Source organism: Mycobacterium sp. 852002-53434_SCH5985345 (assembly GCF_001667155.1).
Lineage (GTDB): Bacteria > Actinomycetota > Actinomycetes > Mycobacteriales > Mycobacteriaceae > Mycobacterium.
Window position 1 is genome coordinate 1 of the sequence record NZ_LZIE01000060.1, and the last position, 12,541, is coordinate 12,541.

Below are 12,541 nucleotides of genomic sequence, written 5' to 3' on the forward strand. Positions count from 1 at the left end.
GCGCGGCGCGGCGCCGGCCCCCCCCCCCCCCCCCCCCCCCGGGGGGGGGGGCCCCCCCCCCTCCGGGGCCCGGGGGGGGGGGGGGGGGGGGGGGCCCCCCCCCCCCCCCCCCCCCGGCCGGCTTGCTGACCGTGTCGTTCACCCGTAACGCTGACCTTCCAATGCGCGAGCGCGCCGTGCTTGACGCTGGCCGGCGTTCCGCTGGCCAGATCCATGATGCACCGCCCTGCGGGCCGGGCGGCCGGCTGTGCGGGAGAAGGCCGGCCGCAGCGGTTCCTCGGCCTTGCGGGAACGCTTGCGGGCGGGCGCCTGGGCGGCCTTGCGGGTGCCGTTGCGCGAAGGGGCCCCCTTGGCCGGTTGCTTGCCGCCGCGCTTGCGGTCGCGGAACGACTCCAGCCGGGTCGGCGCGTACGGCTGCGGCAGGGGCAGCCGCAGGAACCGGTTCACCTTGTCGTCGCGGCCGGCGCGCAGCGCGGCCACCGCCTCTGGCTCGTGACGGGCCGCATTGGCCATGATCCCGATCATGAAAAGCGTTGCCGCCGTGGAGGTTCCGCCCGCAGAGATGAGCGGAAGCTGAATGCCGGTCACCGGCAGGATCCCGATCACGTAACCGATGTTGATGAACGCCTGGCCCAGCACCCACATCGTCGTGGTGGCGGTCAGCAGCCGCAGGAACGGGTCGGCCGAGCGCCGGGCGATGCGCATCCCGGTGTAGGCGAACAACCCGAACAGGACCAGTAGGCCGAACGCGCCGACGAAGCCCAGCTCCTCGCCGATGATCGCGAAGATGAAGTCGTTGTGGGCGTTGGGCAGGTAGTTCCACTTGGCCACGCCCTGCCCCAGGCCGTCGCCGAAGATGCCGCCGTGCGCCAGGGCGAACTTCGCCTGGCGGGCCTGGTAGCCGGTGTCCATCGGGTCGTTCTCGGGGTTCATCCAGGACTTCACCCGGTCCGAGCGGTAACCCGCTGACATGGCCAGGATCGCGCCGGCCATGAAGACCGCCACCAGCGACGTGGCGAAGACGCGCAGCGGCAGCCCGGCGTACCACAGCAGCGCGAGCAGGATGATGCCCAGCGACACCGTCTGCCCGAGGTCGGGCTGGGCCACGATCAGCGCCAGCGCGATGACCGCGGCCGGGACCAGCGGGATCAGCATCTCGCGCAGCGAGGCCCGCTCCAGCCGGCGAGCAGCCAGCAGATGCGCACCCCAGATGGCGAAGGCGATCTTGGCCAGCTCGGACGGCTGCATGGAGAAGCCGGCGATGACGAACCACTTCCGCGAGCCGTTGGCCAGGTTTCCGATGCCCGGCACCAGCACGAGCACCAGCAGGATGACGGTGACGACGTACCCGGTGAAGGCGACGCGGCGGATGAACCGCACCGACATGCGCAGCGAGGCGTAGCAGGCGACCAGGCCGATCACCGTCCACAGCACCTGCTTGCCGAAGATCACCCACGCCGACCCGTCGGCGTCGTAGGACCGCACCCCCGACGCCGACAGCACCATGATCAGGCCCAGCGTGGTCAGCAGCCCGGCCACCGCGATGATCAGGTGGAAGGAGGTCATGGGCCGGCTCAGCCAGGCGCCGAACCGGCTACGCTCATCGGCCTTGACCTGTGTTTTCCCGGCCGGCTTGGCCTCCGACGTGCCGGCGGTGCTCACGGGGCCGGTCGCCTCGTCGGCGTCGGCCTCTGCCGGCTCGGCCGCGGCGGTGTCGGCGGTCGCTTCGGTTGCCTTGCCCCGACGTCTCAGCCGGGCCAGCGGATTACCCACGCCCGCCTACCGGGTGGCCGCGCGGACTGCGGCGGCGAAGGCGTCGCCACGGTCGGCATACCCGCTGAACTGGTCGAACGACGCGCCGGCCGGCGCCAGCAACACCGTGTCGCCGGGCCTGGCCAGGTCGCGGGCCGCGGCCACCGCCGCGGTCATGACGGAAGTGCCGAGATCCCCGCCCGAATGTTTCACTTCTGTCACATCTGCACCAATGGCCACAGCCGTCGCATTCATATCAGCATCCTCGCCTGTCACAACGTGGACGACGGGGACATCCGGCGCGTGTCGCGATAACGCCTCTGCAACCTCTTCGCGATCTCGGCCGATGAGCACCGCGCCGACCAGCCGGGGGGCCATTTTGGCGACCTCGGCGTCCACCGATGCGCCCTTGAGCAAACCGCCCGCTACCCACACCACGCTGGGGTAGGCCAGCACGGATGCCTCGGCGGCGTGCGGGTTGGTGGCCTTCGAGTCGTCGACGTAGGTGATCCCGTCGGCGACCGCGATCACCTCGGCCCGGTGCCGGCCCACCCGGAAGGACACGATCGCGTCGGCGATCGCCCCGGCCGGCACACCGACGCTGCGCGCCAGCGCCGCCGCGGCGAGCGCGTCCAGGATGCCGACGGGCCCCGGCACCGGGATCGATTCGACGGGCAGCAGCGCTAGGTCGTCGGCGAAGGCGCGGTCGATGAGTTGGCCGTCGCGCACGCCCAGTTCGCCCGCCGCCGGCTCGCCGAGCCGGAAGCCGACGCGCACCGGGGCCGCGGCGGTGTCTAGCAACGCCGCCGCCCGGGCGTCGTCGAGCCCCACCACCGCTACCCGGCCGTTGAGCACCCGCGCCTTGGCCGCCGAATACTCGGCCATGGTGGAGTGCCAATCCAGGTGGTCTTCGGCGATGTTGAGGACGACGCCCGCCTCGGGCCGCACCGAGGGCGCCCAGTGCAGCTGGAAGCTGGACAGCTCGACGGCCAGCAGGTCGGCGGGCGCGTCGAGGACATCGAGGACCGGATCGCCGATATTGCCGCACAACAGGCTGCTCCGGCCCGCGGCGGTCAACATGGCGTGCAGCATCGAGGTCGTGGTGGTCTTGCCGTTCGTGCCGGTCACCACCAGCCAGCGCCGCGGCGGCCCGTACTGGCCCGCCGCGTCGAGCCGCCAGGCCAATTCCACGTCTCCCCAGACCGGCACGCCCGCCGCCGCGGCGGCGACCAGCAGCGGTGTGTCCGGCCGAAATCCCGGGCTGGTGACCACTAGGGCGTACTCCGCGACGCGTTGCGCGGCCGCCGGCGTGGTCACGGTCGCCACGCCGCCGTCGGCGTAGCGGCGCAGCGTGGCCGGGTCGTCGTCGCACAGGGTCGGCGCGGCACCGAACCGGGCCAGGGCCGCCAGCACCGCCTTGCCGGTGACGCCGCCGCCGGCCACCAGCACGGGCGCGCCCGGCACCAAGGGCTCGAGCCCGGGCACGTCAGGCACCGATCGCGCCGAGCCACTCACCGTAGAAAAGGGCCACGCCCAGACCGCAGGTGATCGCCGTGAGCAGCCAGAAGCGGATGATCACCGTGGTTTCGGCCCAGCCGGCCAGCTCGAAATGGTGGTGGAAGGGCGCCATCCGGAACACCCGGCGCCCGGTGGTGCGGAAGGCCAGGATCTGCAGCACCACCGAAGTGACCTCGGCGACGAACAGCGACCCCAGCACCACGGCGAGGATCTCGGTGCGGCTGGTCACCGACAGGCCCGCGATGATGCCGCCCAGCGCCAGTGATCCGGTGTCTCCCATGAAAATCTTTGCCGGAGCGGCATTCCACCACAAAAAGCCGATGCACGCGCCCGCCGTGGCCGCCGCGACGAGCGCCAGATCCAGCGGGTCGCGCACGTTGTAGCAGCCGAGGCCCGGCGCCGTGACGCAGGCGTTGCGGTACTGCCAAAAGGTGATCAACACGTAGGCGGCGGTGACCATCGCCATGCAGCCGGCCGCGAGCCCGTCCAGGCCGTCGGTGAAGTTGACCGCGTTGGACCAGGCGCTGACGACGACCACGCAGAACACCACGAACAGCCCCGGAGCCAAAGTGACCGTGGCGATCTCACGCACGTAGGACAGGTCCGAGCTGGCCGGTGTCAACCCGCTGCCATTGCGGAACCGCAACACCAACACCCCGAACAGCACCGCGGCGGCGACCTGCCCGACGGTCTTGGCCGTCTTGTTCAGCCCGAGATTGCGCGACCTGCGGACCTTGATCAGGTCGTCGAGGAAGCCGACGCCTCCGAGCACGGTCGCCAGGCCCAGCACCAGCAGACCCGACGCGGAAACGCCCTCGCCGTCGAACGCCAGCCCGGCCAGGTGCGTCCCGAGGTATCCCGCCCAGATGCCGGCCAGTATCGCCACCCCGCCCATCGACGGCGTGCCGCGCTTGGCGTGATGGCTGGGCGGGCCGTCCTCACGGGTGTGATGGCCGAATCCCTGGCGGGTGAACAACCGAATCAGCGCCGGCGTCAACAGGATTGACACGGCGAGCGCGACGGCCACCGCGATCAGGATCTGCCTCACGCGCCCGTCCCGCTCTCGTTCAATCGTGACGACCCGCTTCGCCCGGCTTCGCCGCCCTCGCGATCGTCACGGGTCAATGGTGACGACCCGCTTCGCCCGGCTTCGCCGCCCTCGCGATCGTCACGAGCCAGCGCGTCGGCCAGCGCGCCCAGCCCGGCCGCGTTCGAGGCCTTGACCAGGATCACGTCGCCGGGCCGGACCTCGGCCCGCAGCAACGCGAGGGCAGCGTCGGCATCGGCCACGTTGACGGCCCCCCGATCACCGGAAGCTCCCCACGAGCCCTCCATGACCGCTCCGTGGTGCATGGCGCTCATCGACCTCCCACTTCCCACGACGACAAGTCGAGACACATCTAAGCGCACCGCCAGGCGGCCGATGCGATCGTGTTCGGCTACCGCGTCCTCGCCGAGCTCGGCCATTTCGCCCAGCACCGCCCAGCTCCTGCGCTTTTCGTCTGCGCCGTGGGCGATCCAGGCCAGCGCCTGCAGTCCGGCGCGCATCGAGTCGGGGTTGGCGTTGTAGGCGTCGTCGATCACCGTGACCCCGTCCGCGCGCGTGGTCACGTGCATCCGGTGCCGCGACACCGGCCCGGCGTGCGCCAGCGCGGCCGCGACCTGCTCGACGGTGGCGCCGCATTGCAGCGCGACGGCGGCGGCGCACAACGCGTTGGCGACCTGATGGTCGCCGTACACGCCCAGCCGCACCTCGACCGCGCTGTCCATCGCGTGCAGGGTAAAGCGGGGCCTGGCCAGTTCGTCCAGCGACACTCCGTCGGCCCAGACGTCGCTGGGACCGGAATCGGTGCGGCTGGACCGGCTGACCCACACCACCCGCGCCTCGGTGACGTCGGCCATCGCCGCCACGATCGGGTCGTCGGCGTTGAGGATGACCACTCCGGACGACGGAACCGATTGGGGCAGTTCGGATTTGGTGCGCGCGATGGCTTCCCGGGAGCCGAACTCGCCCAGGTGGGCGGTGCCGACGTTGAGGACCACCCCGATCGTCGGCGGGGCGATCTCGGCCAGCGCGGCGATATTGCCGCGATGGCGGGCCGACATCTCGAGCACCAGGTAGTCGGTGCTGCGCGTCGCGCGCAACACCGTCCAGGGGTGTCCCAGCTCGTTGTTGAACGACCCCGGCGGGGCCACCACCTCGCCCAGCGGCTCGAGCACGGCGGCCACCAGGTCTTTGGTCGACGTCTTCCCCGACGAGCCGGTGATTCCGACGATCGTCAGGCCGCCCGCCACCAGCTCCGTGGCCACCGCTCTGGCCAGCTTGGCCAGGGCGGCCAGCACCGCCGCGCCCGAGCCGTCGGTGTCGTGTTCGAGCACCCCGGCCAGGCCGCCGTCGGCGCGGCCGGCCGTCGGTGCCGCAGGCACGACGATGGCGGGCACCCCCACCGGCCGGGCGGCCAGGACGGCGACCGCCCCGGCCGCCGCCGCCGCGCCGGCGTAGTCATGCCCGTCGGCGTGGGCCCCCGGCAGCGCGAGGAACAGGCCGCCGGGACCGACGGCGCGCGAGTCGAATTCGACGGTGCCCGTGACGCGCAGCCCGGCGGCGGCCTGCGGCGAGATGTCGGCCAGCGTGCCGCCCACGATGTCGGCGATCTGCGCGACGGTCAGGTCGATCATCGCCGCGCCTTCAGCGCCCGTTCCAGCTCGACCCGGTCGTCGAAGGGGCGGACCTCCCCCGCCGCGCGCTGGCCCGTTTCGTGGCCTTTGCCCGCCACCAGGACCACGTCGCCGGGCCCGGCCCAGGCCACAGCGTGTTCGATCGCCGCCCGCCGGTCGCCGATCTCGACCACCTCGGCCGCACCGGCGCCGGCGGCCGCCCCGGCCAGGATCTCGCGGCGGATGGCGGCGGGGTCCTCGCCGCGCGGGTTGTCGTCGGTGACGACGACCAGGTCGGCCAGCTCGGCCGCCGTCGCGCCCATCGGCGCCCGCTTGCCCGGGTCGCGCTCGCCGCCGGCGCCGAACACCACCGCCAGCCGGCGCCCCGGACGCGCCAGGGTGGTCAGTACCGCCCGCAGCGCGCCCGGCTTGTGGGCGTAGTCGACGAGCGCGAGGAAATCCTGGCCGCAGTCGATGTCTTCCATGCGGCCGGGCACCCGGGTCTCCAGTAACCCCGGCGCCGCCTGCTCCGGTGAGACGCCCACCGCATCAAGAATCGCAAGCGCGACAAGGCAATTGGCGATGTTGTAATGCCCGGGCAGCCGGATGCCGACCCGATGGCGCACACCGGCGGGGTCGATCGCGGTGAACTGCTGTCCCCCGCCGCCCAGCGGGATCACATCCATGGCGCGCCAGTGCGCGGGCTGGTCGCCGGTGCTGACGGTGATGGCGTCGCCGGCCCGGGCGGCCATCGCGCGCCCGGCGTCGTCGTCGATGCAGACCACGACCCGGCGGGCCCGCAGCGGCGACGCCGGATCGAACAGCTTCGCCTTGGCCTCGAAGTAGTCCGCCATTGTGGGGTGAAAGTCGAGGTGGTCGCGGGACAGGTTGGTGAAGGCGCCGACCGCGAACCCGGTGCCGTCCACCCGGCCCAGCGCCAGCGCGTGGCTGGACACCTCCATGACGACGGTGTCCACCCCGCGCTCGGCCATCGCCGCGAACATGGCCTGCAGTGCGGGAGCCTCCGGGGTGGTCAGCGCGCTCGGAACGTCGGCGCCGTCGATGCGGATCCCGACGGTGCCGATCAGCCCGGCCGTCCGGCCGGCGGCGCGCAGCCCGGATTCGACCAGATACGTCGTGGTGGTCTTGCCGGAGGTTCCGGTGATCCCGACCACCGTCGTGCGCTCCGACGGGTGCCCGTACACCGTGGCGGCCAAGGCACCGAGCACGCTGCGGGGCGCCGGATGCACGAGCGTCGGGACGGCCGATGCCGACGCACCCATCTCCGCGACCCCGGCGGCGTCGGTGAGGACCGCGACGGCCCCATGCTCGATCGCCTCGGCCGCAAAGCGGGCCCCGTGCGTCGACGAGCCGGTCAGCGCGGCGAACAGGTCGCCCGGCCGCACGTCCTGGGCACGCAGCGTGACGCCGGTGACGGCCACGTCGGGCACCGCCGCACCGTGGTCGGCGAGCACCGCCCCGACCTGGGCCGCCAGCGCGGGCAGGCGCGTGCCAGCGCCGGCGCTGGGCCGCAGCCCCGTGGGCATCGGCACCACTTGTTCACACCTCCCTGCAGACCCGCGTGATCCTCATGATCGGCCATGACACCCTACCTAGGCGCATCGGCCGTGAGGCGTTCCCGCCGTGCGGGGAGATGTTGCTAGGTTGCCTGCAGTGTCAGCGGCGGACCCGGGTCGGGTGACAGCGGCACGTTCTCGCGCTGCATGAGCCAGCCGGCGATGTTGTGGAACAGCGGGGCCGCCGAATGGCCTGGCGTACCGTCCGCGTTGCGATCCGGGTTGTCCATCATGATGCCGATGACGTAGCGCGGGTTGTCGACGGTGGCCATGCCGGCGAAGGTGATCCAGTAGACGTTGTCGTAGTAGCAGCCGCAGGCCGGGTTGATCTGCTGCGCGGTACCCGTCTTGCCGGCCATCTGGTAGCCCGTCACCGCGGCCGAGGGCCCGGTGCCCTGCTGGTAACCCATCGGGTCGCGTTGCACGACGGCGCGCAGCATGTTGCGGACGGTCTGGGCCGTCTGCGTCGAAACCACCCGCACGCCTTCGGGACGCGGTTCTTCCGTACGGGTGCCGTCGGGCGCGATGGTGTCCTTGACGATCCGCGGCGGTATCCGCACCCCGTCGTTGGCGATCGTCTGGTACATGCCGGCCATCTGCAACAGCGTCATCGAAAGGCCTTGCCCGATCGGCAGGTTCGAAAAGGTGCTGCCCGACCACTGGTCGATCGGTGGCACCAGCCCGGCGCTCTCGCCGGGCAGGCCCACGTTGGTGCGTTGCCCGAGACCGAATTTGCGCACCATGTCGTAGAAGCGTTCCGGTCCGACGCGCTGTGCGAGCATCAAAGTGCCGACGTTGGAGGACTTTCCGAACACGCCGGTGGTCGTGTAGGGCATCACGCCGTGGTCCCACGCGTCGTGGATGGGCACCCCGCCCATCTGAATCGACCCGGGCACCTGCAGCACCTCGTCGGGATTGGACAGGCCGTACTCGATCACCGACGACGCGGTGATGACCTTGTTCACCGAGCCCGGCTCGAACGGCGAGGACACCGCCAGGTTGCCCAGCTGCTTGTCACCCTGACGCCCGATGTCCTGTGAAGGGTCAAAGGTGTTGTCGTTGGCCATGGCCAACACCTCACCGGTCTTCGAGTCCAGCACGACCGCCGAGACATTGTGCGCGCCAGAGAGATCCTTGGCCTGCTGGACTTGCTGCTGCACGTAGAACTGGATGTCGTCGTCGAGGGTCAACTGCACCATCGAACCGTTGACCGCCCGGTGCCGGTTGCGGTAACTGCCGGGGATGACGACGCCGTCGGATCCCCGGTCATAGGTGACCGAGCCGTCGGTTCCGGACAGCACCGAGTCCAGGGACTCCTCCAGACCCAGCAGCCCGTGCCCGTCCCAGTCGATGCCGCCGACGATGTTGGCCGCCAACGACCCGCCCGGATACTGGCGCAAATCCTGCCGCTCCGAACCGACCTCGGGGTACTTGTCGGAGATCGCGCTGGCGACGGCCGGATCGACGGCGCGCGCCAGATAAACAAAGTTCTCGTCGCTTTGCAGCTTCTTCAGCAAGGTCGCGGAGTCCGGCTTGTTGCCCAGCCGGGTGGAGACCTCCTTGGCGATATCCCGCAGGCGCTGCTGCGGATCGGGGGCCACCGAGTTCTTGTTCTTGGCTTCTTCCAGTTGCTTGCGAATCCTCTTGGGCTGGAACGTCAGCGCGCGCGATTCGGTGGTGAATGCGAGCTGATCCTTGTTGCGGTCGACGATGCTGCCGCGCACCGCCTTTTCGACGTCGGTGACCTTGAGCTGGCCCGCGGCCTGGGCGCGCAGCGCCGGCGCGTTGGTCACCTGCAGGACGAACAATTGGACCGCCGCCACCACGATCAAGGCCCCGATGGCCGCGTTCCCGGCTCGATGCCGGAAGACGAACGACGCGCCGCGGGTGCCCGCCTGCACGAGCCGGGTGCGCCGCTCCCGCGCCGAATGCCCGGTGCCGACGGCGTCCGGCCGGTCGGCCGGTCGGGCCTTGTTGGCGTCCTTGGCCCTCCGGAACCGCTTCGGCTCCCGGACGTCCTCGGCTTGCTGCTTCGCACGCCGCTTGGGCTGGCGAACCCCCTTGGCTTCCTGCGTCTTACGGGGACCGCGCGTCGGCTGCGACCGGCGGTTGCGCGAGGAGTCGCCGCGGCTCACCGGGGCGCACCTGGCGTCGCGACGGGGCCAGGCGCCGCGGGCTGCGGCGCGAGCACCGGAGCGGCGGGGACGACGGGCGCAACCGGGGCCGGCCCCCGCTGCACCGGAACCGGCACCTCCGCGGGTAGCGGCGCGGGCAGCTGCCCGGGCGGTGGAACGGGCAAGCCGCCCAACGGGATCGACACCTCGGCGGGCGCCGGAGCGAGCGCGGGTCCCGCCGGCGCGGGCAGCCCCGGCACCGGCACACCCGGCACCGGCAGCACCGGGGCCTGCCCGGTGACCGGTGCAACCGGCACTCCCGGCGCAACCGGCACACCTGGCGCAGCCGACTGTTGAGGCCCGGCCTGTGCCAGGTGCTGGCCGCCCAGCGTCGACGCCCCGTCCGGTGCGCGCAGCAGCGCCTCGGGCCCGGACCTCGCCGGCGCGGGCGCCACGGGGTCGGGCTTGAGCCGGATCGGGACCTCCGCGGCGGGCGCCGGCGGCGGCGGGGGCTGGGGCGGGCCTTGGTCGGGGAGCTTGCTGTTCAACGGCGGCGGCGGCACCCCGTCAGCCGGCTTGGGCGTGCCAACCACCACCCAGTTGCCGGACGGGTCCTGGACCAGATGCGCGGTGTCTCGCGTCGGGATCATGCCCTGTTTGCGGGCCGCCTCCGCCAGTGCCGGGGCGGATTCCGCCTCGCGCACATCGCGTTCCAGCGCCTCCTTCTGCTGTTGCAACAGCCGGGTCTTCTCCCGGGCGTGACTCAACTTATAGGAGCGCTCGGCGGAGTCCGTGGACAACCACAGCGTGAGGCCCAACCCCAGGCCGAGTGCGCCGATGACCAGAACGACGAACGGAACCTTGCTCGCCAGGGTCCGGGGCCGCAGGTCGATCGCGGCCAGCCGGGCCGCCAAACGTTCGCTCAGCCGAGGACGAACGACCCTGGGCGCTTTGGCTTTCCGTGCCTTGGCTCGGGCCTTGGCCTGGCTCGTGCTCTTGGGCCGCGCCGGCCGCTCGACCGGCCGGGCGATGGGGCTGGTATGCGGTCCGGACTTGGGCGCGCGGCTCTCACGGGTGGGCGCGGAGGTGCGCCCAGGCCGGGGGCGGCGCGCCGGACCGGGATCGGCCGCCGAACGCCGGCTCCGCCGGGCGGAACTATCTTGTCCGCCACGGCGATTCGGCGTCTCGCGCTTTGCTTTCATGCGTCGCCCTTTCCGGTTGACTGCTTGACTCGTTGCACGGCTCGCAGCCGCACGGCGGCGCTGCGCGGATTGCGTTCGACCTCGTCGGCGTCCGCACGTTCGGCGCCATGCGTCAGCGACTGGAATCGCGGCTCGTGGCCGGGAAGCTCGACCGGCAGATCCACCGGCGTGCGGGAGGCGACCGCGTCGGCGAACACCCTTTTGACGATCCGGTCTTCCAGCGATTGGTAGGCCAGCACCACCATGCGCCCGCCGACGTTGAGCGCGTCCAAACCGGCCGGAATCGCGCTGCGCAACGAGTTCAGTTCGTCGTTGACGGCGATCCGCAAGGCCTGGAAGGTCCGTTTGGCCGGATGTCCACCGGTGCGCCGGGCCGGGGCCGGGATCGCTTGATAGAGCAGGGCTACCAACTCCGCGGTCGAAGTGAACGGGGCGCGGGCGCGCCGGCGCACGATCTGTGCCGCGATCCGGCGCCCGAATCGCTCCTCGCCGTAGCGGTGCAGGATGTCCGCCAGCGCGGCTTCGTCGTAGGTGTTGACGATTTCGGCCGCCGTCAACGGCGACTCCGGATCCATCCGCATGTCCAGCGGCGCGTCCTGGGCGTAGGCGAAGCCGCGCTCGACCCGGTCGAGTTGCATGGATGACACGCCCAGGTCGAACAGCATCCCGTCGACAGATCCGGCTGTGGGGTAACCGGATTCGGTCAGCGCCGCCGCGAGGCCGTCGTAGCGGGTGTGCACCAGCGTGACGCGGTCGGCGAATCGCGCCAGCCGGTCGCGGGCGATGTCCAGCGCGCTGGGGTCGCGGTCGAGCCCGATCAGCCGCAGCCCCGGCAGGTCGGTGAGGAATCGTTCGGCGTGCCCGCCCGCGCCGAGGGTGGCATCGAGAAGGACGGCGCCCGAACCGTCGGCGTCGTGACGGGTCAGCGCGGGAGTGAGCAGCTCGACGCAGCGATGCAGCAGGACGGGCACATGCCCGAAGCCCGGTGAATCCTCAACCACCGCAACACCTCCCCGGGTCGGGCGAGATGCCCCTGCATCGAGGTCCCTGTCCGAAGGCACGAACCTGGCGTTGGGGAAGTACGCCAGGGTCGGTTCGGGCAGAGGCCACGTTGCACGGGCATGCGCCTCAGATGATGTCGCCGAGTGCTTCATCGCTGGCCGCGGAGAAGTTCTCTTCGTGGGTCTGCTGGTAGTCCTGCCAGGCTTGCGCGTCCCAGATCTCGAGGTAATCGACCGCTCCGATCACCACGCAATCCTTGGAGAGGTTCGCGTAGCGACGGTGGTCGGCCGATAGCGTGATACGCCCCTGCGCGTCGGGATGCTGCTCGTCGGTGCCGGCGGCGAGGTTGCGCAGGAAGGCCCGGGCGTCGGGGTTGCTCCGCGAGGCCTTGCTCGCCCGGCGTGCGAGCTGCTCGAATTCGCCCCGCGGGTAGACGGCGAGGCTGTGGTCTTGGCTCTTGGTGACCATCAACCCCCCTGCCAGCGCGTCACGGAATTTGGCGGGCAACGTCAGCCGCCCCTTGTCGTCGAGTTTGGGCGTGTAGGTGCCGAGAAACACCAGCTCACCTCCCCCTCGGGGTCACCCAAACACTTCAGCCACCATACCCCACAATCCCCCACTTCGCCCCATTGATGGAGTGTCGCGGCGCAATGGTCACAGACGCCCCCGGGCTGACCGGTGCTCGGCGGGCCGTCGATGCCGTTTTGACGCCGGATAG

Annotated in this window: 9 protein-coding genes; all 9 read right to left on the reverse strand. The window is 71.3% G+C overall.

Features of this window, described 5'->3' with window-relative positions; all coding sequences use genetic code 11:
* Positions 1-138: 138 nt before the first annotated feature.
* The 9 genes from ftsW to mraZ all read right to left on the reverse strand — a co-directional run bounded on the left by ftsW (position 139) and on the right by mraZ (position 12,381).
* Positions 139-1,773 (reverse strand): putative lipid II flippase FtsW, encoded by a 1,635-nt coding sequence (ftsW, locus tag A5756_RS14375; RefSeq protein WP_066953354.1) that lies wholly within the window; start codon positions 1,771-1,773, stop codon positions 139-141.
* A gap of 6 nt (positions 1,774-1,779) precedes the next feature.
* Positions 1,780-3,237: a UDP-N-acetylmuramoyl-L-alanine--D-glutamate ligase gene (gene murD / locus A5756_RS14380; protein ID WP_156659527.1), complete on the reverse strand. Its 1,458-nt coding sequence runs from the start codon at positions 3,235-3,237 to the stop codon at positions 1,780-1,782.
* A gap of 1 nt (position 3,238) precedes the next feature.
* Entirely contained in the window at positions 3,239-4,318 is a 1,080-nt protein-coding gene (gene mraY / locus A5756_RS14385) for a phospho-N-acetylmuramoyl-pentapeptide-transferase (RefSeq protein WP_066953356.1), read from the reverse strand.
* Positions 4,315-5,949 (reverse strand): UDP-N-acetylmuramoyl-tripeptide--D-alanyl-D-alanine ligase, encoded by a 1,635-nt coding sequence (murF, locus tag A5756_RS14390; protein ID WP_066953358.1) that lies wholly within the window; start codon positions 5,947-5,949, stop codon positions 4,315-4,317. The genes mraY and murF overlap by 4 nt, the downstream gene beginning before the upstream one ends.
* Positions 5,946-7,475: a UDP-N-acetylmuramoyl-L-alanyl-D-glutamate--2,6-diaminopimelate ligase gene (locus A5756_RS14395; protein WP_066953368.1), complete on the reverse strand. Its 1,530-nt coding sequence runs from the start codon at positions 7,473-7,475 to the stop codon at positions 5,946-5,948. Before A5756_RS14395 ends, murF begins: the two co-directional genes overlap by 4 nt.
* Before the next feature lie 113 nt (positions 7,476-7,588).
* Positions 7,589-9,640: a penicillin-binding protein 2 gene (locus tag A5756_RS14400; protein ID WP_066953360.1), complete on the reverse strand. Its 2,052-nt coding sequence runs from the start codon at positions 9,638-9,640 to the stop codon at positions 7,589-7,591.
* Positions 9,637-10,821, reverse strand: coding sequence for a hypothetical protein (locus A5756_RS14405; RefSeq protein ID WP_066953362.1), 1,185 nt, complete (start codon positions 10,819-10,821; stop codon positions 9,637-9,639). Before A5756_RS14405 ends, A5756_RS14400 begins: the two co-directional genes overlap by 4 nt.
* Entirely contained in the window at positions 10,818-11,975 is a 1,158-nt protein-coding gene (gene rsmH / locus A5756_RS14410; RefSeq protein ID WP_156659529.1) for a 16S rRNA (cytosine(1402)-N(4))-methyltransferase RsmH, read from the reverse strand. Before rsmH ends, A5756_RS14405 begins: the two co-directional genes overlap by 4 nt.
* Positions 11,950-12,381, reverse strand: a complete 432-nt coding sequence (mraZ, locus tag A5756_RS14415; protein ID WP_007170790.1) for a division/cell wall cluster transcriptional repressor MraZ — start codon at positions 12,379-12,381, stop codon at positions 11,950-11,952. Before mraZ ends, rsmH begins: the two co-directional genes overlap by 26 nt.
* Positions 12,382-12,541 lie beyond the last annotated feature (160 nt).